This is a genomic window from Streptomyces sp. NBC_01515 (assembly GCF_045040345.1).
Lineage (GTDB): Bacteria > Actinomycetota > Actinomycetes > Streptomycetales > Streptomycetaceae > Streptomyces.
The window spans coordinates 6,911,481-6,934,980 of sequence record NZ_CP109416.1 but is presented as its reverse complement, the minus strand read 5'-3'; the positions used below and the strand labels follow the sequence as shown (position 1 = coordinate 6,934,980).

Below are 23,500 nucleotides of genomic sequence, written 5' to 3'. Positions count from 1 at the left end.
CCGATCTTTGACAACTCAACAGAGGGCGGGTGTCGGCTGTCAGCCGAGGTCGATCTCCGGGTACAGCGGGAAGCCGGCGACGAGGTCGGTGGCGCGGTGGGAGATCTCGTCCGCGATCTTCGGGTCGAGGATGTGCTGGGCCTTGGACGGCGCGCCCTTGCTGGTGGTGCCGGGCTCGGTGGTGGTGAGGACGCGGTCGATGAGACCGGCGACCTCGTCCATCTCGGCGGTGCCCAGGCCACGGGTGGTCAGGGCGGGGGTGCCGATGCGGATGCCGGAGGTGTACCAGGCGCCGTTGGGGTCGGCGGGGATGGCGTTGCGGTTGGTGACGATGCCCGAGTCGAGGAGGGCGGCCTCGGCCTGGCGGCCGGTGAGTCCGTAGGAGGAGGCGACGTCGATCAGGTTGAGGTGGTTGTCGGTGCCGCCGGTGACGAGGGCGGCGCCCCGGCGCATCAACCCGGCCGCCAGGGCACGGGAGTTGTCGACGATGCGCTGGGCGTAGTCCTGGAAGGAGGGCTGCCGGGCCTCGGCGAGGGCGACGGCCTTGGCGGCCATGACGTGCGGGAGCGGGCCGCCGAGGACCATCGGGCAGCCGCGGTCGACCTGGTCCTTGAGGGAGTCGTCGCACAGGACCATGCCGCCGCGCGGGCCGCGCAGCGACTTGTGGGTGGTGGTGGTGACGATCTGGGCGTGCGGGACCGGGTCGAAGTCGCCGGTCAGGACCTTGCCCGCGACCAGGCCGGCGAAGTGCGCCATGTCCACCATCAGGGTCGCCCCGACCTCGTCGGCGATCTCGCGCATGATGCGGAAGTTCACCAGGCGCGGGTAGGCGGAGTAGCCGCCGACGATGATCAGCGGCTTGAACTCACGGGCGGAGGCGCGCAGGGCCTCGTAGTCGATCAGGCCGGTGACGGGGTCGGTGCCGTAGGAGCGCTGGTCGAACATCTTGCCGGAGATGTTGGGGCGGAAGCCGTGGGTGAGGTGGCCGCCGGCGTCCAGGGACATGCCGAGCATGCGCTGGTTGCCGAAGGCCTGGCGAAGTTCGGCCCAGTCGGCGTCGGAGAGGTCGTTGACCTGGCGGACGCCCGCCTTCGCGAGGGCCGGGACCTCGACGCGGGCGGCGAGGATCGACCAGAAGGCGACGAGGTTGGCGTCGATGCCGGAGTGCGGCTGGACGTAGGCGTGGCGGGCGCCGAAGAGTTCGCGGGCGTGCTCGGCGGCGAGGGATTCGACGGTGTCGACGTTGCGACAGCCGGCGTAGAAGCGGCGGCCGATGGTGCCCTCGGCGTACTTGTCGCTGAACCAGTTGCCCATGGCCAGGAGGGTGGCCGGGGAGGCGTAGTTCTCGGAGGCGATCAGCTTGAGCATCTCGCGCTGGTCGGCGACTTCCTGGCCGATGGCGTCGGCGACGCGCGGCTCGACGGCACGGATCACATCGAGGGCGGCACGGAAGGCGGTGGACTCGTTGGAAAGGGGCGCGGAATTGTCGGGCATGGGGACCTCCGGACGTGGCGTTCGGCGTTCTCGGTACGGCCCAGGCGCACGGCACACAGTCCAGCTCGGGCCGCTCCCCGATGGTCGGTCCCATCCCAGCGCGCCAGTCACGGCCCGCCGGTCAGCCTACCGGGCGTGCCGGACGGTGCGGCTCCCGCGTCCACCATGCGGGCGAGGATAGGAAAGGGGCACCCTCACCCCCGGGAGACGCCGTGACCAGTACGGAAGCCAGTACGGAAGCCCTTGTCGCCGCCGAGGCGCACACCGCGCGCAACTACCACCCGCTGCCGGTGGTCGTCGCCACCGCCGACGGGGCGTGGATGACGGACGTGCGGGGGCGGCGCTATCTGGACTTGCTCGCCGGGTACTCGGCGCTGAACTTCGGGCACGGCAACCCGCGGCTGATCGCGGCGGCGAAGGCTCAGTTGGAGCGGGTGACGCTGACGTCGCGGGCGTTCCACCACGACCGGTTCGGCGCGTTCTGCGAGCAGTTGGCGCGGGCGGCGGAGCTGGGGGAGCATCTGCTCGGGGAATTGCGGGAGTTGACCGGTACCGGGCGGGTGACGGCGGTGCGCGGGCGGGGTCTGTGGGCGGGGGTCGACATCGCGCCGGCGGTCGGGACAGGCCGGGAGATCTCGGAGAGGCTGATGGACCGGGGCGTCCTGGTGAAGGACACCCACGGGTCGACGATCCGGATCGCGCCGCCGCTGATGATCAGCCGGGAGGACCTGGACTGGGGGCTGGCCCAACTGCGGGTGGTGTTGGGGGTCTAGGGGTCGTTGCCGGTCCGGGGAATCTCCAGAGATCGGTGAGAGGGCCCACACGGGAGGCCCGTGGCGATCTCCCCTCCCCTAGAGTCACTTTGTGCTCTTTGGAATGGTGTGCGCGCTCGGCGCGGCGGTCTGCTTCGGTACGGCGACGGTGTTGCAGGCGGTCGCCGCGCGGGCGGCCACGACCGGTGGGGGTGGAGATGCGGCGCTGCTGCTGCGGGCGGTGCGGCAGTGGCGGTATCTGGCGGGGCTGGGGCTGGACTGTCTGGGGTTCGTGTTCCAGATCGTGGCGCTGCGGTCGCTTCCCATCTACGCGGTCGGGGCGGCGCTGGCGTCGAGCCTCGCGGTGACGGCCGTGGTGGCCGCCCGGCTGCTGGGAGTTCGGCTCAGCGGGGTGGAGTGGGCGGCCGTCGGCGTGGTGTGCGCGGGGCTGGCGATGCTGGGGCTGGCGTCCGGGGCGGAGGGGCACCGGGACGGGTCCATGGCGTTGAAGTGGGCGATGTTGGGGACGTCGGTGGCGGTGTTGTTGCTCGGGCTGGTCGGGGGGCGACTGCCGGAGCGGGGGCGGGCGTTGACGCTGGGGCTGGGGGCGGGGTTCGGGTTCGGGGTGGTCGAGGTGGCGGTGCGGTTGATCGACTCGCTCTCCCCCTCGACGCTGGTCGGCAATCCGGCGACGTACGCGCTGCTGGTCGGTGGGGGTGCGGCGTTCTTGCTGCTGACGACGGCGTTGCAGCGGGGGTCTGTGACGACGGCGACGGCGGGGCTGGTGATCGGGGAGACGCTCGGGCCGGCGGCGGTGGGTGTCGTGTGGCTCGGGGACCGTACGCGGGACGGGTTGGAGTGGCTGGCGGTGCTGGGGTTCCTGGTGGCTGTGGCGGGGGCGTTGGCATTGGCGCGCTTTGGTGAGGCGCCGGCGGAAGCAGCCGACGAAGCTCCCGTGGAAACGGCGTAGGCCGGGCCACACGAAAACGGCGGCTCAGGTCACGGCAGCACCCTGCACAACGCCTCCACCGCCCCCGCCCACGCGTGATCCGGCGGCGTGCCGTAGCCCACCACCAGCGCGTCCAGGGGATCCACGAGGGCGTGTTCGTGGCGGTAGAAGGACAGGGCGTGGAGAGCGAGGCCCTGCCAGGCGGCGGCTTGGACCACGGACTGTTCGGTGCCGGGTGGGAGGCTGAGGACGGCGTGGAAGCCGGCCGCGATGCCGGTGACGTGGACGTCGGGGGCGCGCTGGGCGAGGGCGTCGACCAGGGTGTCGCGGCGGCGTCGGTAGCGCAGGCGGGCGGCGCGGACGTGGCGGTCGTAGGCGCCGGAGGTGATGAACTCGGCGAGGGTCAGTTGGTCCAGGACGCCGCAGGTGTCGGTGCCGCCCTTGGCCTTCGCGACCTCCTCCATGAGGGAGGGGGGCAGGACCATCCAGGCCAGGCGGAGGCCGGGGGCGAGGGACTTGCTGGCGGTGCCGAGGTAGACGACGTGGTTCGGGTCGAGGCCTTGGAGGGCGCCGATCGGTTGGCGGTCGTAGCGGAACTCGCCGTCGTAGTCGTCCTCCAGGACCAGGCCGCCGGTGCGTCGGGCCCAGTCGACGACGGCGGAGCGGCGGTCGTGGTGGAGGGGGACGCCCATGGGGAACTGGTGGGCGGGGGTCAGGAGGACCGCTGGTTCGTCCGTCAACTGGCCTGGGTTCGCGCCCAGTTCGTCGAAGGGGAGCGGGCGGGTGCGCAGGCCGGCCTCGTCCAGGATCTGCCAGTGGACGGCGAGGCCGTAGGACTCCACCGCGATGGAGTGGGCGCCGCGGGCCCGCAGGACGGCGCCGAGGAGGCGCAGGCCGCCGGAGATGCCCGCGCTGATCAGGATGTGCTCGGGGTCGGCGCGTACGCCGCGGGCGCGGGAGAGGTAGGCGGCGAGGGCGGTGCGGAGTTCGACGCGGCCGCGCGGGTCGCCGTAGCCGAGGGCCTGGTACGGGGCATTGGTGAGGGCGCGGCGGGCGGCCTTGAGCCACTCGGTGCGGGGGAAGGCGGCGAGGTCGGGGGTGCCGGGGACGAGGTCGTAGGTGGGGCGGGCGAGGAGGCGGCGGGGTGGGGTGGTGTCCGCGGGCGGGACTACGGCGCGTTCACCGACGCGGGTGCCGGAGCCCTGGCGGGCGGTGAGCCAGCCCTCGGCGACGAGGTCGGCGTAGGCGTCGGCGACCGTGTTGCGGGCGATGCCCAGGTCGGCGGCGAGGGAGCGGGAGGAGGGCAGCCGGGTGCCGGGGGCGAGGCGGCCGGTGCGGACGGCGTCGCGCAGCGCGTCCGTGAGGCCGCGGCGGACGCCGGTGCTGGTGGCGGTCGGATCGAGATGCAGGTCGACGCCGAAAGTGGCCCAGGATTTCGCCATGGAAATGGACCATACTCCTGGGCTGCCTGACTTCTAGAGTCGAGACATGACCACGACACAGGAAACTCCTTACGCCCACGAGCACAGCCCCCGCCTGGACTGGGCCCAGCACGCGCCCGAGGTCTACAAGGCGATGGTCCGTCTCGACATCGCCGCCCGGCGGGGCCTTGACCCGAAGCTGCTGGAACTGGTGAAGATCCGCGCCTCGCAGCTCAACCACTGCGCGTACTGCCTCGACATGCACACCAAGGACGCGCTCGCGGCGGGCGAGAGCGTGGAGCGGATCATCCAGCTCGGCGCGTGGGAGGAGTCGCGGCACTTCTACACCGAGAAGGAGCTGGCGGCGATCGAACTGACGGAGGCGGTCACCGTGATCACGGACGGTTTCGTGCCGGACGAGGTGTACGCGCGGGCGGCCGAGCAGTTCGAGGAGGCCGAGCTGGCGCAGCTGATCGCCGCGATCACGGTGATCAACGCGTGGAACCGGTTCGGGGTGAGCACGCGGATGGTGCCGGGGCACTACAAGGCGGGACAGTTCAAGTGACGTCGCCTGCACGGGTGTTGGGCCGCGAGGTGCGGGGGTGTCGGCCGTGAGCGAGGTGGAGCTGTTCCGGAGTCTGCATCGGCGGCGGTTGCCCGGTGATCCGCTGGTGCTGCCCGGGCCCTGGGACGCGGTCAGTGCGCGGGTGTTCGTGGAGGCCGGGTTCGCGGCGCTCGCCACGCCCAGTGCCGGGGTCGCCGCCTCGCTCGGGTACGAGGACGGGGCGGTGCCTGCGGACGAGATGTTCGCGGCGGTCGCGCGGATCGTGCGGGCCGTGGACGTGCCGGTGTCGGCGGATGTCGAGGGCGGGTACGGGCTCGCCCCGAAGGAGCTGGTGGAGCGGCTGCTGGAGGCGGGGGCGGTGGGCTGCAACCTTGAGGACTCCGACGGGGGTGTGCTCAAGGATCCACGGCGGCACGCTGATTGGCTGGCCGAGGTGCGGGCGGTGGCGGCGGAGCGGTTGTTCGTCAACGCGCGGGTCGACACCTTCCTGCACGGTGACGGGAACCCCGAACGGGCCATCGAGCGGGCCGCGTTGTACGTCGCGGCGGGTGCCGACTGTGTCTATCCGATCATGGCTCCGACGGAGGTGCTGCCGTTGCTGCGGTCCGGTATCCAGGGGCCGGTCAACGTGCTCGCGCGGCTGGACGGCGAGGGCCCCTCGCCCACCGCACTGGGTGAACTCGGGGCCACACGCGTCACGTTCGGGCCGGGGCTCCAGCGCTGGGCGGCACTCGCGCTCAAGGAGCGGGCCGTAGAACTGAAGGGGTGAGCGGGGTCAGGACAGCCAGGCCTTCCAGGTGGAGGGGTGGTTGTCCACCCACTTCTTCGCGGCGTCGGCCGGGGAGAGTTTCTGGTCGGCAATCATCAGGGAGACCTCGTTCTGGTCCTCGGTCGTCCACGTGAACTTCTTCAGGAAGGCCGCCGCCTTGCCGCCCTTCTTGGCGAAGTCCGTGTTGAGGTACTTCTCCAGCGGGGTGTGGGGGTAGGCGCAGGTGACCTTGGCGGCGTCGGCGTCGCAACCCTCCTTGTAGGCGGGGAGCTTCACCTCCGTCATGGGGACCTTCTTGAAGAGCCACTGGGGGGCGTACCAGTAGGTGAGGAAGGGCTTCTTCTCCTTGGCGAACTGCTTCATCTGGGTGATCTGCGCGGCCTCCGAACCGGCGAACACCACTTGGTAGTTGAGCTTCAGGTTCGTCACCAGGGCCTTGTCATTGGTGACGTAGGAGGGCGAGCCGTCCATCAACTGGCCCTTGCTGCCGCTCTCGGCGGTGCGGAACAGCGAGGAGTACTTGTCGAGGTTCTTCCAATGGGTGATGTCCGGGTGCTGCTTGACCAGGTAGGTCGGGACGTACCAGCCGATGTGCCCGGTGACGCCGAGGCCGCCCGCGCGCGTGATCGTCTTCTTGTCGTCGACGTAGCGCTTCTCCTGGTCGGGGTGGCCCCAATCCTCCAGGATCGCGTCGACCCGGCCCTGGCTGAGCGCGTCCCACGCGGGGACCTCGTCGACCTGGACGGTGTCGACGCGGTAGCCGAGCTTGTGCTCCAACAGGTACTGCGCGACAGCCACGTTGGCCTGTGCGCCCACCCAGGACTGGACGGAGAGGGTCACGGTCTTGGAGCCCTGCGCGTTGGCGAAGGGCGAGGCCTGCTTGGTCATGTCGGCGGCGCCACAGCCCGAGAGCAGGGCGAGGGATGTCACCGCGGCCACTGAGTAAGCCGTACGAACTCGCATGTCACGCTCCCTTCTTGGTGCGGCGTTCCGTCGGCTGGGTCACCCGGTCGAGCATCAGGCCGAGGCAGACGATCGCGGCACCCGCGACCAGGCCGGTCGCCAGGTCGCCCTGCGCCAGGCCGAACACGGCGTCGTAGCCGAGGGCGCCGCCACCCACCAGGCCGCCGATGATGACGACGGCGAGGACGAGGACCACGCCCTGGTTGACGGCGAGGAGCAACGCCGGGCGGGCCAGCGGAAGTTGGATCTGCCGCAGCTGCTGGGTGCTGGTCGCGCCGAGCGAGCGGGCCGATTCCAGGGCGGCCGGGTCGACCTGGCGCAGGCCCTGCGTGGTGATGCGGACGACGGCGGGGAGGGCGTAGACGACCGCCGCCGCGACGGCCGGGGCGCGGCCGACGCCGAACAGGGCGACGACCGGGATCAGGTACACGAACTGCGGCATCGTCTGGCAGACGTCGAGGACGGGGCGTAGGGCGCGTTCGAAGCGGTCGCTGCGGGCGGCGGCGATGCCGGTCGCGAAGCCGAGGACGAGGGTGACGGCCACGGCGGCCAGCACCTGCGACAGCGTGTCCAGCGACGGCTTCCACACCCCGAGCACGCCGATCGCGGCCATGGCGAGGACGGCGGTGAGCGCGGTGCGCCAGGTGCCGATCACCCAGGCGAGGGCGGCGACGACCAGCAGCACCGACCACCACGGCAGCCACTGCAGACCGTCGCGTACGGGGTCCAGGACCCAGGTGGTGAAGTGTCCGGCCCAGTCGGCGGTGCCGCCGAGGTAGGGGACGCCGGAGTAGAGGTGGGCGGTCATCCAGTCGACGACGCGGTTCACCGGTTCGGCGATGTTCAGGGTCCAGCCGGAGGGCCAGTCGAGGGCGCCGGCGAGGCGGACGGCGACCGCTACGACCACCGTGGCGCCGAGCGCGTACAGCCACGGGCGGAGAGTCGACCCCGGCTCACCCGCGGACTCGTCGGTCTGTTCACCCGCTGCGGCCGTAACCCGGTCCAGTACGACGGCCAGGAGCACGATCGGGATGCCTGCGGCCAGGGCGGCGCCGACGTCCACGGAGGCGAGGGCCTGGTAGACGCGGTCGCCGAGGCCTCCGGCGCCGATGACGGAGGCGATGACGGCCATGGAGAGGGCCATCATGATCGTCTGGTTGAGGCCGAGGAGGAGTTGCTTGCGGGCCAGCGGGAGCCGTGCGGTCAGCAGGCGTTGGCGTCCGGTGGCGCCCAGGGAGTCGACGGCTTCCAGTACCTCCGGGTCGGCGTCGCGCAGGCCGAGCGTGGTGAGGCGGGCCATGGGCGGGGCGGCGTAGACGACGGTGGCGAGGACGGCGGCGGGGACGCCGATGCCGAAGACGAGGACGACGGGGAGGAGGTAGGCGAAGGCCGGGAGCACCTGCATGGTGTCCAGGACCGGGCGCAGTGCGCGGTCGGTGCGCTCGGAGAGGCCGCCGGCCAGGCCGAGCAGGGCGCCCACGACGACCGAGGTGAGCACCGCGACCACCATCAGGGCGAGGGTCTGCATGGTGGGTACCCACATGCCGAGCAGTCCGCAGGCGAGGAAGGCGACGCCGGTCCCGACCGCGAGCCGTACGCCCGCCACCCGCCAGGCGACGAGGGCGCCGAACGCGGTGACGCCCGCCCAGCCCGCGGCGAGCAGCACCAGGTAGACGGCGCGTACGGAGAGGACGACGGCGTTGCTGATGTAGCCGAAGAAGTAGAGGAACAGCGGGGAGCTGTCGCGGTTGTCGATGATCCAGTCGTTGGCCCGGCCCAGCGGACCGGACAGGTCGACGGTGAGAGCGTGCGGCCAACTCCCGCTGGCCCAGTGCGCGTTGGCGAGCGGTACGAGGATCGCGGCGGCGAGCGCGAGCAGCAGGAGCTTGTGCGCGGCCCGGTGCCGGAGGACGCCGGGGAGGGCGAGGCGGGGGGCGGGTGCGGTGACCGTTGCCATCAGACCGCCTCCTTGCCGGTATCGGCGAGCTCCTCGCGGACGCCGGTGTCGGTGCCGTCGCCGGTGCTGTCGCCGCCCGTGCTGGTCGCGGTGCCGACACCCGCGCCGCCACCGCCCCCTGCGCCACCGCTGTCGCCCGTGCCCGCGACCACGCCGAGCAGCGCGTCCGAGTCCACCATCCCGACGCAGCGGCCCTGGTCGACGACCCTCGCCGGGACCCCGGCGCGCGCGACCGCCTCGATGGCTTCGGAGACGGTGGCGTCGGGCGCGACGGCGGGACCGCTGCCCGCGCCGCCGACCCCGCCGGCCTCCTCCGCGGACGCGGCCCGCATCGCCGTACGGACCGTCATGACGTCCGCGCGCGGTACGTCGCGTACGAACTCGCGGACGTAGTCGTCGGCGGGTGAGCCGACGATCTCCTCGGGGGTGCCGAGCTGGACGATGCGGCCGTCGCGCATCAGGGCGATGCGGTCGCCGAGCTTGAGCGCCTCGTTCAGGTCGTGGGTGATGAAGACCATCGTGCGGCCCTCTTCCTGGTGCAGCCGGACGACCTCCTCCTGCATGTCGCGCCGGATCAGCGGGTCGAGCGCGCTGAACGGCTCGTCGAACAGGAGGACTTGGGGGTCGACCGCCAACGCCCGGGCGAGGCCGACGCGTTGGCGCTGGCCGCCGGAGAGCTGGCCGGGGCGGCGCTGTTCCATGCCTTCCAGGCCGACCTTGGTGACGACCTCGGCGGCGCGGCGGCGGCGTTCGGCCTTGCCGACGCCCTGGATCTCCAGGCCGTAGGCGACGTTGTCGAGGACCGTGCGGTGCGGGAGGAGGCCGAAGTGCTGGAAGACCATCGCGGCGCGGTGGCGGCGGAGTTCGCGCAGTCGGGACCTGTCCATGGCGCGGACGTCCTCGCCGTCGATGGCGATGGTGCCGGCGGTGGGTTCGATGAGGCGGGTGAGGCAGCGGACCAGGGTGGACTTGCCGGAGCCGGACAGGCCCATCACCACGAAGACCTCGCCCTTGCGGACGTCGAAGGAGACGTCACGGACGGCGGCGGTGCAGCCGGTGCGGGTGCGCAGGCCGGCGGCGTCGAGGGCGGTGAGTTCGGGGTCGGCGGGGACCTGGTCGGCCTTCGGGCCGAAGACCTTCCAGAGGCCGTCCACCGAGAACACGGGGTTGCCGGAGGCGCTGGGGGTACTGGGGGTACTGGGGGTACTCGTCGTCGCGGTACTCATCACGCACCACCTCCGATCAGGTCGACAGCCCTCTCGCCGACCATGAGCACCCCGATCATCGGGTTCACGGCGGGCATGGTCGGGAAGACGGAGGCATCGGCGATGCGGATGCCGTCCAGGCCGCGGACCCTCAACTCGGGGTCGACGACGGCCAGTTCGTCGGCCTCGGCGCCCATGCGGCAGGTGCCGGCCGGGTGGTAGACGGTGTGGGCGACCTTGCGGGCGTACTCGCCGAGTTCCGCGTCGCCGAGGATCTCCGGGCCGGGGCACACCTCCCGCTTGAGCCAGCCGGCGAGGGGTTCGGTCTTCGCGATCTCGCGGGCGATACGGATGCCGTCGACGAGGGTGCGGCCGTCGTAGTCGTCCTCGTCGGTGAAGTAGCGGAAGTCCAGGGCGGGTTTGACGGCCGGGTCGGCGCTCTCCAGGTACAGCCGGCCGCGGCTCTTCGGCTTGGGGATGTTCGGGGTCATGGAGACGCCGAACTCGGGGCGTTCGTAGCCGAGGCGCTCGGGATTGTCCGTGAAGGGGACCTGGTAGAAGTGGAACATCAGGTCCGGGCCCGGGAGTTGGGGATCGCGGCGGACGAACAGGCCCGCGTCGGAGTCCATCGCGGAGTTCTCCGGGATCGGTCCGTTGGTCTCCCAGACGATGACCGACTCGGGGTGGTCGAGGAGGTTCTCGCCGACGCCCGGGAGGTCGACGGCGACCGGGATGCCGAGGGCTTCGAGGTCCTTGCGGGGGCCGATGCCCGAGTGCAGGAGCAGGCGCGGGGAGTCCACGGCACCGGCGCACAGGACGACCTCGCGGCGGGCGCGGACGAGGAGTTCCTCGCCGTCCTTGGTGCGGACGTGCACACCTTCCGCGCGGGTGCCGTTCAGTTCCAGGCGATGGGCCCAGGTCTCAAGGAAGAGGGTGAGGTTGGGGCGCTCGTCCATCACCGGGTGGAGATACGCGACGGACGCGCTGGACCGCTTGTTGTTCTCGGGGTGGTAGGCGAGGTCGAAGAAGCCGACGCCGTCCGTGAAGGGCGCCTTGTTGAAGCCCTCGACGCGCGGGACGTCGAGCGCCTCCTGGGCCGCGTCGACGAAGTCGCGGGCGATGGCGTTCCGGTCCTCCTCGTCGACGGGGATGATGTTGTTGAGGAGGCGGGCGTAGTACGCCTCCATCGAGATCGCTCCCCAGCCCTTCGCTCCGGCCGCCTCCCACTCGTCCCAGTCGGACGGCAGCGGCTTGAAGGCGATCAGGGTGTTGTGCGAGGAGCAGCCGCCGAGCACGCGGGCGCGGCTGTGCCGGATGTGGGAGTTGCCGCGCGGCTGCTCGGTGGTCGGGTAGTCGTAGTCCAGGTCGCCGCCGAGGAGGCCCATCCAGCGGCGCAGGGTCAGTACGTCCTCGCGGCCGACGTCGCTGGGGCCGCCCTCGATGACGGCGACGGTGACGTCGGGGTTCTCGGTGAGGCGGGAGGCGATGACGGATCCTGCGGTGCCGCCGCCGATGACGACGTAGTCAAAGTCGTACTCGTTGTCGGGCATGGGGGTACTCACTCCAGTGGGGGCTGGGGGTTGAAGGGGAGGTGGGGTCGTCGGCCCGCGAGCCGGACGCGAACCGAGGCCCGCGGGCCGGACAGTCGTCAGCCCGCGAACCAGCGCACCGGCTTCGGCGCCAGGTTCTGGTACACGTGCTTGGCCTCGCGGTACTCGGCGAGTCCGGCGGGGCCCAGCTCCCGGCCCACACCGCTCTTTCCGAAGCCGCCCCACTCCGCCTGCGGGAGGTAGGGGTGGAAGTCGTTGATCCAGACGGTGCCGTGCCGCAGCCGTCCGGCGACACGGCGCGCGCGGCCCGCGTCGGCGGTCCAGACGGCGCCCGCGAGGCCGTACTCGGTGTCGTTGGCGAGCGCGACCGCCTCGTCCTCGGTGCGGAAGGTCTCGACGGTGAGGACCGGCCCGAAGACCTCCTCGCGTACGACGGTCATCTCGCGGTGGCACTGGTCGAGGACGGTCGGCTCGTAGAAGTAGCCGGTGGCGGGCCGGGTCGCGGTCGGCTCGGGGCGCTTGCCGCCGGAGCGCAGCACCGCGCCCTCGGCGAGTGCGGCGGCGACGTACGACTCGGTCTTGGCGCGCTGCTGTTCGGAGACGAGGGGGCCGCACTCGACGCCGTCCTCGGTGCCGCGGCCGAGGCGGATCTTCTCGGCGCGGCGGGCGAGTTCGGCGACGAAGCGCTCGCGGACGGACTCCTCGACGATGAGGCGGGCACCCGCCGAGCAGACCTGGCCGCTGTGGATGAAGGCCGCGTTGAGGGCCTGGTCGACGGCGGTGTCGAAGCCCTCCTCGGTGGCGCAGGCGTCGGCGAAGACGACGTTGGGGTTCTTGCCGCCGAGTTCGAGGGCGACCTTCTTGACGGTCACGGCGGCGGCCTGCGCCACCTTCGTGCCGCTGATGAGGCCGCCGGTGAAGGAGACGAGGTCGACGTCGGGGTGCTCGGCGAGCCGGGCACCGACCGAGTGGCCGGGGCCGGTGACGATGTTGGCGACACCGGCGGGCAGACCGGCCTCGACGAGCAGGTCGATCAGGGCGACCGTCGTCAGCGGGGTGATCTCGCTGGGCTTGACGACGAAGGTGTTGCCGGCCGCGAGGGCGGGCGCGATCTTCCAACTCGCCTGGAGCAGCGGGTAGTTCCAGGGGGTGATCAGCGCGCAGACGCCGACGGGCTCGTGCACGACGACGCTGTGCACCTCGGGCGTGCCCGCGTCGACGACCCGGCCGGGGGCCTCGCCGGCGACGAGGTCGGCGAAGTAGCGGAAGGCGTCGGCGACACAGTCGATGTCGACACGGCCCTCCTCCACGGTCTTGCCCGCGTCCCGGCTCTCCAGCAACCCGAGCTGTTCGCGGTCGCGCACGAGCAGGTCGGCGACGCGGCGCAGCAGGGCGGCGCGCTCGGTGACCGGCGTGCGCGGCCAGTCCCCCTCACCAGCGCCCCCCGCACCGCCGTCGAAGGCGGCACGGGCGGCGGCCACGGCTATGTCCGTGTCCTTCTCGTCGCCCTCCGCGACCACGGCGAACGGCAGCGCGTCCGCGGGGTCGATGATCTCGCGGGTGGCGCCGGAGACCGCTTCAAGCCACTCCCCGCCCGCGTGAATGGTCTTCCCCGCCTGCTGTTCCGTGTTGTCGGCCATGATCGGTATTGCCTTCCGTTCCTGTTCAGCGCCCCAGCGTCACCTAACTGTCACTCTCGGGGACTGCGAGCGCCTGCCCGGGACATCCATATGCATGCGCAATCCGTGGCCGAAAGTGGGCCGAGTCACTTAACAGGGGGGCAAAAGCCGCATCACTACCGTGGACTCCCCTGATTCCTTTGACTAAAGTCAAAGAACTATGGAGCCAGTCACGAACCCGGTGTCGCCCAAGGACGAGGCTGTCGCCGCCTTCCGGCACTTCAACCGCTACTTCACCCGCCGCATCGGCGCGCTCGACGACCACTACCTCGGCCAGGACCGCCCCCTCGGCGAGGCCCGGCTGCTCTTCGAGATCGGGGACGGCGTCTCGCTGCGCGAACTGCGCGGCCGACTCGCCCTGGACGCGGGCTACTTGAGCCGGATGGCGAAGTCGCTGGAGGCTCAGGAACTGGTCCGGCTGACCGCGCCCCCGCACGACACCCGCCTGCGCCTGATCGAGCTGACCGACGCCGGCCGCGTCGAGGTCGAGGAACAGCAGCGCCGCGCCAACGCACTCGCCGCCGGCCTCCTCGCCACCCTCACCGGACCCCAACGCACCGAACTGACCGCCGCGTTGGCAACCACCCGACGCCTCCTCCGCCTCGCCGGCATCACGGTCACCCTCGTCGACGGCGCCACCGAGGACGCTCGCGCCTGCCTCGACGCCTACGCCGCCGACATCGACGCCCGTTTCCCCGAGGGCTTCGACAAGACGGATCTCGTACGGCCGGAGGAGGTCACCGGGGACGCGGGCGCGTTCTTCGTCGCGTACGAGGAGGGGCGGCCCGTGGCCTGCGGGGCGCTGCGGACCCTGGAGCCGGGCGTCGGCGAGATCCGGCACGTCTGGGTGCACCCCGACGCCCGCCGGCTCGGCCTCGCCCGCCGCATCCTCACGGAGCTCGAACTGGCCGCCGTGGAGCACGACTTCACCGTCGTACGGCTGGACACGCATGCGGCACTCACGGAGGCTCAGGCGATGTACCGGGCGTGTGGGTACGCGGAGATTCCGGCGTACGTCGACCATGTCTACGCGGACCACTGGTTCGAGAAGCGGCTGACCGGTTCGAGAAGCGGCTAGCCGGGGCCCGCCGACATCCCCTCCGCCAGCAACTCCCGTACGCAGGCGCGCAGCCAGGCGTGTGCCGGGTCGGCGTCGTGGCGTGGGTGCCAGGCCAGACCGACCGCCAGGCCCGGGAGTTGGAGCGGTACGTCGAAGGTGACCAGGCCCAGGGAGTGGGCGAGGGGCACGCTCCAGAGGCTGATCAGGCCGACCAGGTCGGTGTCGCGCAGCACGAAGAGCGAGGCGGGGAAGGTGCCCACCGTGCCCACCACCCGGCGTTTCAGGCCGAGTTCGGCGAGCCGGGTGTCGACGGGGCCGTGCAGTTTGCCGCGCCGCGAGACGATCAGGTGGTCAGCGTCGACGGCGAAGCGTTCGGGCGTCAACTCCCCCTCCAGCAAGGGGTGTCCGTCCCTCACCACACCGACCATCCGGTCCTCGTGCAGCGTATCGACATGCACCTCGGGCGCGGTCGAGTCGACGACACCGACCTCCAGGTCGGCGGTGCCCTGCCGAAGATACGGCGTGTCCACATGGCTCTCGGCGAGGAAGCGGACGCGGATGCCGGGCGCCTCGGCGGCGGCACGGGCGAGCAACCGGGCGCCGTAGAGCGCGGGGAACGAGTCGTGGCCGATGATCGTGAGCGTACGGCTGACGGTCCTGAGGTCGGTGTCCCGGCCGGGCGCGAAGAGCGCGCGGGCCCGCTCCACCACCGCGCTCACCTCCGCCCGCACGGCCAGCGCGCGCGGGGTGGGCACCATCCGCCGCCCCGCCCGGACCAGCACGGGATCACCGAGCGCCTTGCGGATCCGGCCCAGCGTGCGGCTCATCGCGGGTTCGGAGAGATGCAGTCGGTGCGCGGCGCCCTGCACGCTCTGCTCTTCCAGCAGCACGTCGAGGGCGACCAGCAGATTGAGATCCAGGCTCCCCGGACCGCCCGGACCGCCGGGACCACCGGAACCGCCGGGACTCGCGGATTGCGTCACGCGCATTCGCCCCTTGCAAAGGTTGCACTGGAAAGCAGGTCACTGCCGAGCCTACGGTGACAGGGCACCCACCACCACACCGGACTCCTTGGAGGAGCCGTGCCCTCTTACGCCCAAAAACCCGCCCCCGAGCGCACCCTCAAGCGCTCCACCCTCCTCACCCTCTGCGCCTGCGTGTTGGTCGCGCAGAGCATGGTCGCCGCTATCAACCTCCTCATCCCGCAGCTGAGTTCGTCCTCCCTGCACCCCTCGCACAGCGAACTGCTGTGGATGGTCGACGCGTACGTCATCGTGTTCGCCGGACTCCTCATCCCGGCCGGCGCGCTCGGCGACCGGCACGGCCGCAAGGGCGCGCTGCTCGCCGGTCTCGCCCTGTTCGCGGCGGGCGCCGCCACCAGCGCGCTCGCCCAGAACCCGGGGACGCTGATCGCGGGCCGCGGCCTGTCCGGCGCGGGCGCGGCGCTCATCACGCCCGCGACGATGTCGATCCTGGTGCACCTGTCCGCCCCGGAGAACCGGGCCCGCGCCATGGGCAGTTGGACCCTCGCACTCGGCCTCGGCGGACTCGCCGGGAATCTCGGCGGCGGCCTGGTCGGTCAATTCCTGTCCTGGCGTGCCCTGTTCGGGGTGATGGTCCCGCTGGCCGCCCTGCTCGCCCTCGCGGTCGCCCGCACCACACCCCGCACGGAGCGGTCCGCGCACAGCGACCTCGACCCCACCGGCACCGCCCTCCTGACCACCGGCCTGGTCGCCGTCCTCTTCGGCATCATCGAGGGCCCGGCCCACGGCTGGACCTCCCCGCGCATCATCACCGCCTTCACCGCGGGCGCCGTACTCGTCACGGCGTTCACCGCCCACGCCCTGCGCTCCCGCACCCCGCTCCTCGACCCGCGCGTCTTCACCTCCCCCACCCTCCGCGCGGCCACCCTCGGCACGGCCACCGGCTTCTTCGGCCTGTTCTCCCTCTTCTACGTCAACTCCCAGTACCTGCAAGGAATCAAGGGCTACGGCGCCGCCGTCACCGGGGTCGCGATCGTGCCGCTGACCATCGGCATGGCCCTCGTCCCGAAGCTCGCCGCCCGCTGGTCGCACCGCCCCCGCCCGGTCATCGGCACCGGTCTCGCCCTCATCGGCCTGGGCCTGCTGGGCGCGTCCACCGCCGACGCGGCCACCCCGTACTGGACGTACGCCTGCTGGCTGCTCGTGATCTCGGCGGGCACCGGGCTCTCCATGCCCGCGCTCACGGTCGGTGTCGTCACCTCGCTGCCGCCGCACCGGACGGGCCTCGGCTCCGGTCTCGGCACCTCGGCCCGCGAACTCGGCGCGGCCCTGGGCGTGGCGGTCACCGGCACGATCCTGGCCGCCCACCCCGACCTCGGTCACGGCATGGCCCCGGCCCTGCGCACGGTCGCCCTGATCGTCCTCGCGGCCACCGCACTCGTGATCATCGGCTACCGCGACCGCAAGACCACCACACGCACTATCGTGTCTGACGAGGAACGCGTACTATCGCGTCCAGCCCGCCACTCCTGATCGCCAACTCCCCTCACGCGCCACCCAGTTGAGGAGCCCCTGTGCCGTCCGCCCTCCTGAACCCCGTCCTCGACCTGGTCACCCTCCGAGCCACCGTCACCACTGCCGAACCGATCACCGCCCGCATGCGCCGCCTGCGCATCGAGAGCGACGCCCTCGCCGGACTCGACGTCCGCCCCGGCCAACAGGTCCGCGTCCTGGTCACCGGCCTGACCCTGCGCACGTACTCCATCTGGCGCTACGACCCGTCCGGCGCCGTCGAGTTGTGCGTGCTGGACCACTCCGAGGACGGACCCGGGACCCGCTGGGGAAGGAGCGTCGGCACCGGCGAGCAGGTGCGCCTGCGGAAGCCGGAGGGCACCTTCACGCTCCGCCCCGACGCCTCCCACCACGTCTTCGTCGGCGAGGAGACGGCCTCGGTCGCCTTCGGCGCGATGCTGGCCGCGCTGCCCGAGGGGGCGCGGGTCTCCGGTTGCGTGGAGACGGAGTCGGAGGCGGACCGGCTGCCGTTGGCCCACTCCGAGCGCCTCAACTGGCTTACCAGGGGCGGGACTTCCCTCCCGGACGCGGTACAACAGCTCGCTCCCGAGCCCGGCGGCATCGCGTACGTCGCCGGGGAGGCCCGTACCGTGCAGCACGTCCGGCAGGTGCTCGTACGGGAGTTGGGCTGGGACCGGCGTTCCGTGCTCACGAAGCCGTTCTGGGCGCCGGGGAAGCGGGGGATGGAGTAGTCAGCAGTTGGTCCCCGCCGGGCAGAAGGAGTCCACCGCCGCGGTGAGCGGGCCCCTGACCAGCGCGGGGCCGAGAGACTCTGGGCCACTGGACCGGATCGCGTAGAGCGAACCGTCCGCCGCCTCGAAGCGATGGTCGATCACCCGGCGGGAGCCCCTGTCCGAGTCGTCGTAGCGATAGGTGAGTTCGGCCCAACTGGAGCCAGTGGCACGGCCGATGACCTGGTAACCGGGCTGGCGGGCGAAGCCGTAGCCGGGGTCGTTCTCCGCCAGATCGAGGGACTCGGCCGGGGAGTTCTCGGTGATCCGGAAGATCTGTAGGCGGCGGTTGCCGTCCGGGGAGTTGTAAGTGACCACCGGCGCCTTCGCGCCCTGCCGTTGGGCGCGGGTCCAGCCTCGTGGGATGTCAACGGTGTAGCCGGTGGGGTCCTTGGCGGTGCGGTACGACGATCCGGACCCGGCCGCGCCCGCGCTCACCTCCACGCGCTTGTGCGTGCCGCGGCCGTGCGTGACGTACCAGACCCCTCCCCCGGCACCCGCGCCCAGCACCACCGCGAGTGCCACGGCGAGAACCAGCCGCCAGGCACGACGGCCGGAAGCGGGCGCGGGGGCGGGAGTTGGAGCCGGGACAGGAATCGGTGGGGACACCCACGCCGGCGGTGTCAGCGAGGTCTGCGTCTCCGCCGTCGACCACACCGACCAGGCCGCCTGCCCGCGCTCCTCGCTCGGCCCGCGTTCCGCCGCGAAACGATCCCAGTCACTCATCACGAACCCCCCGAATCACCCACCACGCACTTCTTCCGAAGTTAGCGGTGGAAACAGGGAACGGGCCCCGCTCCGGCCGTAACCGGAACAAGGCCCGCGCAAGTCCGTGACAGAGCCGTCGAGAACGGCCCCACGGGTGACTCCCCGCAGACGACTAGATGAGGCCGAGGGAGCGGACCGCGTCGCGCTCCTCCTCCAGCTCCTTCACCGACGCGTCGATGCGGGCGCGGGAGAACTCGTTGATGTCCAGGCCCTGGACGATCTCGTAGACGCCGTCCTTCGTGGTGACCGGGAAGGAGGAGATGAGGCCCTCGGGGACGCCGTAGGAACCGTCCGACGGGATGCCCATGGAGGTCCAGTCGCCGTCCGCCGTGCCGTTGACCCAGGTGTGGACGTGGTCGATCGCGGCGTTCGCGGCGGAGGCCGCCGAGGACGCGCCTCGGGCCTCGATGATCGCGGCACCGCGCTTGGCGACGGTCGGGATGAACTCCTCGGCCAGCCACTTCTCGTCGTTCACGGTCTCGGCGGCGTTCTTGCCGGCGACCGTGGCGTGGAAGATGTCGGGGTACTGGGTGGCGGAGTGGTTGCCCCAGATGGTCAGGCGCTTGATGTCGGCGACCGTGGTGCCCGTCTTCTTCGCGAGCTGGGTCAGCGCGCGGTTGTGGTCGAGGCGGGTCATCGCGGTGAAGCGGTCGGCCGGTACGTCCGGGGCGGCGGCCTGCGCGATGAGCGCGTTCGTGTTGGCCGGGTTGCCGACGACGAGGACCTTGATGTCGTCCGCCGCGTTGTCGTTGATGGCCTTGCCCTGCGGCTTGAAGATGCCGCCGTTCGCGGAGAGCAGGTCGCCGCGCTCCATGCCCTTGGTGCGGGGGCGGGCGCCCACGAGGAGGGCTACGTTCGCGCCGGCGAAGGCGACGTTCGGGTCGTCCGTGATGTCGATGCCCTGGAGGAGCGGGAAGGCGGAGTCGTCGAGCTCCATCGCCGTGCCCTCGGCGGCCTTGAGCGCCGGGGTGATCTCCAGGAGACGCAGCTTGACCGGCACGTCCGCGCCGAGCAGCTGGCCGGAGGCGATGCGGAAGAGCAGGGCGTAACCGATCTGGCCGGCCGCGCCGGTGACGGTGACGTTCACGGGAGTGCGGGTCATGGCGTTCTCCGTTATGACAGCTGGCGGTGGGGCGGCACTGCCCCGGGGTGCGGGACGTACAAATGATCGATCTCTTGGCATCAAGAGATCCACCGGTCAGGCTATCGCGCATCCGCGATCCCGGACTCCCGGGTCCGTGTGGCCCACCCCACAGAACCCCGGAGAAACAGGGACCACGCACAAACGCGGCGGCCGTCCGGCTCGGGAGAGGAACACCGGACGACCGCCGTGGGGGGGGAACCGGGGGTCCGGAATCCCGTGGGGGTACTTTCCGCCTGCCCCCGATCCGGAGCGGGCATTCCCCACGTTCACAGAATCCCCACAGACGCTCGCAACCCGGGCCCCTCCAGGTGGTGCGCCTAGGTGGTGCACCCCTTCTGCCCCGACGCCAGCGTCACGCACGCCTTCGCCTCGCCGGCGTCCTTCACGGCCACCATCGGGGTGTAGGCGATGGCGTCGCCGGACGCGGTGATGCTGTCGGTCTCCTTGGCGGTCCCCGCGCTGATCTGGACGGAGTCCCCCGCCACACCCGTGGTGATACGGCCCCAGGCGGCACCGCAGGTCTTGCTGTAGCGGACCTCGACGACGGTCGTCCCCACGGTCGCGGTCTTGGCGGTGGTCACCGCGCCCGCGTCCGTGGTGCAGCCCATCGCCTCGGCGTCCTTGCCGGTGCAGCCGGCGCCCACGCACTTCACTCCGGCCGGCAGATCGGCGTTCGTACTGGCGGGCGCCGACGCCGAGGTGTGCGCGGCACCGGCCTTCTTGTCCGCGCCGCCCTTGTTGGTGAACAGGAACACCGCCCCGATCACGACCAGCACCCCGAGGACCCCGGCGCCGAACATCAGTGCCCGCCGCTTGGCCCCGCCCACTCCCTTGGGCGGCGCGGGCCGGGACGGCTGCGAGGGTTCGCCGTACGGGACCGGCGCCTCGGACGCCTCGGGCTGCACGGCGGCCGTCTCGGCACCGGCCGGCTTCGGCCTCGAATACCCGGCGATCCCCCACGAGTTGGCGACCTTCGACGGACCTTCCCTTACGTCCTTCGAAACGTCCTTCGAAGCACCGTCCCCTACGTCGCTGTCCGGCGCCGCCGGCTGCGGCGGCACCGTCGGGGACACTCCCGCCGGGCCCGCGATCCCCGGAGTCGCGGCGGCACTGCCGCCACCCCTACGGGCCGGCTTGCCGCCCTTCGCGGGTGCCGCGGGCGCCGGGGACGTCCCGAACTCCCCCAGCGCGGCACGCGCTTGGGAGACCCGGATCGCCTCCATCGTCATGTCGTGCCGCATCTCCGAGCGGCTCCAGGAACGCTCGGCGAGCTCCCACATCGTGGTCAGATGTACGGGATTGGTGCCGGTGACCTCGGCCAGGGCGATGATCGCACCCTTCGGTGCGAGGAGCCGGCCGTTGAGGTAGCGGTCCCAGGACGTCTTGCTGTAGCCCGTGCGGTCGGCCACCGCCGCGATGCTCAGGCCGCTGCGGTCCACCAGCCTGCGCAGCTGGCTCGCGAACTCTCTGACCTGCGGATCGAGTTCATCCGGCAAGGCCCTCCAACGAGGCATTGCTTCCCCCCTCTGCCCTGAATCGCCCACGCTAACGCGGTTGTTGGTCGAGTTCGTTGCACATCCGCAAACTTGTCAATACATCGACACAAGGGCTGCCACTCCCACAACAGCCGTAAGAAGCATGAAAAGCAACAGCAACAACGCATACCGGAGCAGCCGTCCACCGGGTTGCCCGTGCCCGCTCTCCGGCTTCTCCGGCGGGGTGTCCCACCACGGCAGGGTCGGATCGTCCCGGTACTCGTCCCCAGCCTGCCCAGCCCCCTCCCCCTTCACCGGAACCGTCTCCGGAGCCGCCTCCGGGCGGGGCCACGCCTGGACCGCCAACTCCCAGCGCACGCCGATGCGTTCGGGGTCGACACCGGCCACCCGGCACAGGGCGACGACGGCCTGCCGGGGCGGCGGCTGGGTGGCGTTGAGATAGCGGTGCCAGGAGGACTTGCTGTACGCGGTGCGCGCGCCGAGCGCCACCAGGCTCAGCCCGGTGCGGTCCTTGAGGAGGCGCAGCTGCTCCACGAAGTGCCGTACCTCCGCCGGGAGTTCGTCCGGCAGCGGCTGCCAGCCGCCCATCGCACCTCCCCGGTGTCCTCGGTGTCCTCTTGCGCCCGCTCCGAGCGAAATGACGACACCGGAAGGGGAACGGTTCCCTCGTCGCCGGGCGGTGCGGAGCGCGTAGCGAAACGGTCACCTCCCTGCCACAGCGCGCCGACAGGTATTGAGCGGGACCCCCACCGGGCGCCACGGTGAACGCAGACGGCGGCGCGTCCTTGCTCGGGGGAGAGGACGGGCCGCCGTCGTGTGTCGCGAACTTCCAGGAGCGGCAAGCTAGTTGCTGTTGACCGTGTAGTGGAGCGTGTCCTTCAGATACGGGATCGTCAGCCACGGCTTCGGCTGCGCCATCAGCGCCAGCAGGACGATCGCGACGCCGAGCACGCCGTAGGTGACGATGTCGGTGAAGCGGGAGCGTACGGCGAGCATGCCGACGTCCGGCATGACCCAGCGCAGGACGGCGCCGGCCAGCAGCGCGGCGCCGATCAGCAGGATGCCGTAGCGGAAGACGTCGAAGGCGGTCAGGAGGAGGCCGAGGCCGACCGTGCCGAGGATGGCGAGGATCGGCCACTGGCGGGCCGGGGCCGGGGCGTCGCGCGGGGCGGCCCGGCCGCCGCCCTCGGGGCGGGCGGTGTCCCGGGTGAAGAGGGGGAAGCGGCGGGTGGCGCGGCGCGGTTTGCCGTCGGCGTCGGGCGCGCTGACCGGGTCCGTGACCTCGATGTCGTCGTCCGCAGGAGCTACGGCGGCCACGGCGTCCGCGCTCGTACCGGGGTCCGTCACCTCGGTGTCATCCACGGCGTCCACACCCTTACTTGGACCGGGGTCCTTGCTCGCAGGGCCTTCAGGGTTGTCAGGGCTTTCGGGGCTTTCAGGGTTCAAAGGGCTTTCAGGCGACACTGCGCTCGGCCGCCTCGACCACGTTGACGAGCAGCTGGGCGCGGGTCATCGGGCCGACTCCGCCGGGGTTCGGGGAGATGAAGCCGGCGACCTCGGCGACGCCCGGGTGGACGTCGCCCACGATCTTGCCGTCGGCGTTCCGGGAGACGCCCACGTCGAGGACGGCGGCGCCCGGCTTCACGTCCTCGGGGCGGATCAGGTGGGCGGAACCGGCGGCGGCGACGATGATGTCGGCGCGCTTGAGGTGCGAGGAGAGGTCGCGGGTACCGGTGTGGCACTGGGTCACGGTGGCGTTCTCGCTGCGCCGGGTGAGCAGGAGCGGCATCGGGCGGCCGATGGTGACACCGCGGCCGACGACCACGACCTCCGCGCCCTTGATCTCCACGCCGTAGCGGCGCAGGAGGGTGAGGACGCCGTTCGGGGTGCAGGGCAGCGGGGCGGGCTCGTTGAGGACGAGACGGCCGAGGTTCATCGGGTGGAGGCCGTCGGCGTCCTTGTCCGGGTCCATGAGTTCGAGGATGCGGTTCTCGTCGATGCCCTTGGGGAGCGGGAGTTGGACGATGTACCCGGTGCAGGTGGGGTCCTCGTTCAGCTCCTTCACCACCGCCTCGATCTCCTCCTGCGAGGCGGTGGCGGGCAGTTCGCGCTGGATGGACGCGATGCCCACCTGGGCGCAGTCCCGGTGCTTGCCGGCGACGTACTTCTGGCTGCCGGGGTCGTCCCCGACCAGGATCGTGCCGAGGCCGGGCGTGACGCCCTTCTCCTTCAGCGCCGCCACCCGGGCGGTCAGATCGGACTTGATCGCGGCTGCGGTGGCCTTGCCATCGAGAATCTGGGCAGTCATGGACCCATCCTCGCGGATGACGCCCTCATGGTTCCAATCCGGGTACCGAATGATCAGGATGTTGCACTTACACAACGCCTACGGAATGCAACTGGACAAAAAGTCGCCCCGAAGAGAACGATGAACGCCGCAGT

At 71.4% G+C, this 23,500-nt stretch carries 21 protein-coding genes; 7 read left to right on the top strand and 14 right to left on the bottom strand.

The window, feature by feature from the left end:
* Positions 1–39 precede the first annotated feature (39 nt).
* The gene (locus OG407_RS31550; RefSeq protein WP_405862972.1) at positions 40–1,494 is read right to left on the bottom strand and encodes a glycine hydroxymethyltransferase; all 1,455 of its coding nucleotides are present in this window, start codon (positions 1,492–1,494) and stop codon (positions 40–42) included.
* 212 nt (positions 1,495–1,706) lie between these two features.
* Here OG407_RS31550 and OG407_RS31545 point away from each other — a divergent pair, with 212 nt between their 5' ends.
* Together OG407_RS31545 and OG407_RS31540 are read left to right on the top strand one after the other, a co-directional pair.
* Positions 1,707–2,267 carry an aminotransferase class III-fold pyridoxal phosphate-dependent enzyme gene (locus OG407_RS31545; RefSeq protein WP_405862971.1) on the top strand — a complete coding sequence of 187 codons (561 nt, stop codon included), beginning with the start codon at positions 1,707–1,709 and terminating at the stop codon, positions 2,265–2,267.
* Positions 2,268–2,370: 103 nt separating this feature from the next.
* On the top strand, positions 2,371–3,216 hold the full coding sequence (locus OG407_RS31540; RefSeq protein ID WP_405868703.1) for a hypothetical protein: 846 nt from the start codon (positions 2,371–2,373) through the stop codon (positions 3,214–3,216).
* A gap of 29 nt (positions 3,217–3,245) precedes the next feature.
* Here OG407_RS31540 and OG407_RS31535 read toward each other — a convergent pair whose 3' ends face one another.
* Positions 3,246–4,637, bottom strand: coding sequence for a PLP-dependent aminotransferase family protein (locus tag OG407_RS31535; protein WP_405862970.1), 1,392 nt, complete (start codon positions 4,635–4,637; stop codon positions 3,246–3,248).
* A 46-nt stretch (positions 4,638–4,683) separates the two neighbouring features.
* Between OG407_RS31535 and OG407_RS31530 the strand changes: the two genes are divergently transcribed.
* Positions 4,684–5,181, top strand: a complete 498-nt coding sequence (locus tag OG407_RS31530; protein WP_403583323.1) for a carboxymuconolactone decarboxylase family protein — start codon at positions 4,684–4,686, stop codon at positions 5,179–5,181.
* Between the two features lie 46 nt (positions 5,182–5,227).
* A complete protein-coding gene (locus OG407_RS31525) occupies positions 5,228–5,950 on the top strand; it encodes an isocitrate lyase/phosphoenolpyruvate mutase family protein (protein ID WP_405862969.1) in 723 nt (240 codons plus the stop codon).
* 6 nt (positions 5,951–5,956) lie between these two features.
* Here OG407_RS31525 and OG407_RS31520 read toward each other — a convergent pair whose 3' ends face one another.
* The 5 genes from OG407_RS31520 to OG407_RS31500 all read right to left on the bottom strand — a co-directional run bounded on the left by OG407_RS31520 (position 5,957) and on the right by OG407_RS31500 (position 13,265).
* Complete coding sequence (locus tag OG407_RS31520) at positions 5,957–6,913, bottom strand: ABC transporter substrate-binding protein (protein WP_405862968.1); 957 nt, start codon at positions 6,911–6,913, stop codon at positions 5,957–5,959.
* 1 nt (position 6,914) lies between these two features.
* Positions 6,915–8,870 carry an ABC transporter permease gene (locus tag OG407_RS31515; RefSeq protein ID WP_405862967.1) on the bottom strand — a complete coding sequence of 652 codons (1,956 nt, stop codon included), beginning with the start codon at positions 8,868–8,870 and terminating at the stop codon, positions 6,915–6,917.
* Positions 8,870–10,096 carry a glycine betaine/L-proline ABC transporter ATP-binding protein gene (locus OG407_RS31510; RefSeq protein WP_405862966.1) on the bottom strand — a complete coding sequence of 409 codons (1,227 nt, stop codon included), beginning with the start codon at positions 10,094–10,096 and terminating at the stop codon, positions 8,870–8,872. The genes OG407_RS31515 and OG407_RS31510 overlap by 1 nt, the downstream gene beginning before the upstream one ends.
* On the bottom strand, positions 10,096–11,625 hold the full coding sequence (locus OG407_RS31505) for a GMC family oxidoreductase (RefSeq protein ID WP_405862965.1): 1,530 nt from the start codon (positions 11,623–11,625) through the stop codon (positions 10,096–10,098). The genes OG407_RS31510 and OG407_RS31505 overlap by 1 nt, the downstream gene beginning before the upstream one ends.
* Positions 11,626–11,723: 98 nt before the next feature.
* A complete protein-coding gene (locus tag OG407_RS31500) occupies positions 11,724–13,265 on the bottom strand; it encodes an aldehyde dehydrogenase family protein (RefSeq protein WP_329349688.1) in 1,542 nt (513 codons plus the stop codon).
* Between the two features lie 199 nt (positions 13,266–13,464).
* Here OG407_RS31500 and OG407_RS31495 point away from each other — a divergent pair, with 199 nt between their 5' ends.
* A complete protein-coding gene (locus tag OG407_RS31495) occupies positions 13,465–14,382 on the top strand; it encodes a GNAT family N-acetyltransferase (protein ID WP_405862964.1) in 918 nt (305 codons plus the stop codon).
* On the opposite strand, the gene OG407_RS31490 is transcribed toward OG407_RS31495, so the two are convergent.
* The gene (locus tag OG407_RS31490; protein ID WP_405862963.1) at positions 14,379–15,353 is read right to left on the bottom strand and encodes a LysR family transcriptional regulator; all 975 of its coding nucleotides are present in this window, start codon (positions 15,351–15,353) and stop codon (positions 14,379–14,381) included. The two genes, OG407_RS31495 and OG407_RS31490, sit on opposite strands and share 4 nt — an antisense overlap.
* 93 nt (positions 15,354–15,446) lie before the next feature.
* Here OG407_RS31490 and OG407_RS31485 point away from each other — a divergent pair, with 93 nt between their 5' ends.
* Together OG407_RS31485 and OG407_RS31480 are read left to right on the top strand one after the other, a co-directional pair.
* On the top strand, positions 15,447–16,880 hold the full coding sequence (locus OG407_RS31485) for an MFS transporter (protein WP_405862962.1): 1,434 nt from the start codon (positions 15,447–15,449) through the stop codon (positions 16,878–16,880).
* Positions 16,881–16,921: 41 nt separating this feature from the next.
* Positions 16,922–17,611 (top strand): siderophore-interacting protein, encoded by a 690-nt coding sequence (locus OG407_RS31480; protein ID WP_405862961.1) that lies wholly within the window; start codon positions 16,922–16,924, stop codon positions 17,609–17,611.
* On the opposite strand, the gene OG407_RS31475 is transcribed toward OG407_RS31480, so the two are convergent.
* The 6 genes from OG407_RS31475 to OG407_RS31450 all read right to left on the bottom strand — a co-directional run bounded on the left by OG407_RS31475 (position 17,612) and on the right by OG407_RS31450 (position 23,366).
* The gene (locus OG407_RS31475) at positions 17,612–18,376 is read right to left on the bottom strand and encodes a hypothetical protein (RefSeq protein WP_405862960.1); all 765 of its coding nucleotides are present in this window, start codon (positions 18,374–18,376) and stop codon (positions 17,612–17,614) included.
* A gap of 154 nt (positions 18,377–18,530) precedes the next feature.
* Positions 18,531–19,520, bottom strand: a complete 990-nt coding sequence (locus OG407_RS31470) for a malate dehydrogenase (protein ID WP_405862959.1) — start codon at positions 19,518–19,520, stop codon at positions 18,531–18,533.
* 359 nt (positions 19,521–19,879) lie between these two features.
* Complete coding sequence (locus OG407_RS31465) at positions 19,880–21,058, bottom strand: DUF2690 domain-containing protein (protein WP_405862958.1); 1,179 nt, start codon at positions 21,056–21,058, stop codon at positions 19,880–19,882.
* A 93-nt stretch (positions 21,059–21,151) separates the two neighbouring features.
* Positions 21,152–21,646, bottom strand: a complete 495-nt coding sequence (locus OG407_RS31460; RefSeq protein ID WP_405862957.1) for a helix-turn-helix domain-containing protein — start codon at positions 21,644–21,646, stop codon at positions 21,152–21,154.
* A gap of 255 nt (positions 21,647–21,901) precedes the next feature.
* On the bottom strand, positions 21,902–22,375 hold the full coding sequence (locus OG407_RS31455) for a DUF3017 domain-containing protein (RefSeq protein ID WP_405868701.1): 474 nt from the start codon (positions 22,373–22,375) through the stop codon (positions 21,902–21,904).
* Between the two features lie 136 nt (positions 22,376–22,511).
* Positions 22,512–23,366, bottom strand: a complete 855-nt coding sequence (locus OG407_RS31450) for a bifunctional methylenetetrahydrofolate dehydrogenase/methenyltetrahydrofolate cyclohydrolase (RefSeq protein ID WP_365307865.1) — start codon at positions 23,364–23,366, stop codon at positions 22,512–22,514.
* Positions 23,367–23,500: the final 134 nt, after the last annotated feature.

Excerpts from the sequence above, each read along its gene's own strand:
- OG407_RS31450 (WP_365307865.1), bottom strand. The coding sequence starts at position 23,366 with ATGACTGCCCAGATTCTCGATGGCAAGGCCACCGCAGCCGCGATCAAG.
- OG407_RS31515 (WP_405862967.1), bottom strand. The coding sequence starts at position 8,870 with ATGGCAACGGTCACCGCACCCGCCCCCCGCCTCGCCCTCCCCGGCGTC.
- OG407_RS31530 (WP_403583323.1), top strand. The coding sequence starts at position 4,684 with ATGACCACGACACAGGAAACTCCTTACGCCCACGAGCACAGCCCCCGC.
- OG407_RS31510 (WP_405862966.1), bottom strand. The coding sequence starts at position 10,096 with ATGAGTACCGCGACGACGAGTACCCCCAGTACCCCCAGTACCCCCAGC.
- OG407_RS31490 (WP_405862963.1), bottom strand. The coding sequence starts at position 15,353 with ATGCGCGTGACGCAATCCGCGAGTCCCGGCGGTTCCGGTGGTCCCGGC.
- OG407_RS31520 (WP_405862968.1), bottom strand. The coding sequence starts at position 6,913 with ATGCGAGTTCGTACGGCTTACTCAGTGGCCGCGGTGACATCCCTCGCC.
- OG407_RS31505 (WP_405862965.1), bottom strand. The coding sequence starts at position 11,625 with ATGCCCGACAACGAGTACGACTTTGACTACGTCGTCATCGGCGGCGGC.
- OG407_RS31460 (WP_405862957.1), bottom strand. The coding sequence starts at position 21,646 with ATGGGCGGCTGGCAGCCGCTGCCGGACGAACTCCCGGCGGAGGTACGG.
- OG407_RS31500 (WP_329349688.1), bottom strand. The coding sequence starts at position 13,265 with ATGGCCGACAACACGGAACAGCAGGCGGGGAAGACCATTCACGCGGGC.
- OG407_RS31495 (WP_405862964.1), top strand. The coding sequence starts at position 13,465 with ATGGAGCCAGTCACGAACCCGGTGTCGCCCAAGGACGAGGCTGTCGCC.
- OG407_RS31535 (WP_405862970.1), bottom strand. The coding sequence starts at position 4,637 with ATGGCGAAATCCTGGGCCACTTTCGGCGTCGACCTGCATCTCGATCCG.
- OG407_RS31470 (WP_405862959.1), bottom strand. The coding sequence starts at position 19,520 with ATGACCCGCACTCCCGTGAACGTCACCGTCACCGGCGCGGCCGGCCAG.
- OG407_RS31550 (WP_405862972.1), bottom strand. The coding sequence starts at position 1,494 with ATGCCCGACAATTCCGCGCCCCTTTCCAACGAGTCCACCGCCTTCCGT.
- OG407_RS31540 (WP_405868703.1), top strand. The coding sequence starts at position 2,371 with ATGGTGTGCGCGCTCGGCGCGGCGGTCTGCTTCGGTACGGCGACGGTG.
- OG407_RS31475 (WP_405862960.1), bottom strand. The coding sequence starts at position 18,376 with ATGAGTGACTGGGATCGTTTCGCGGCGGAACGCGGGCCGAGCGAGGAG.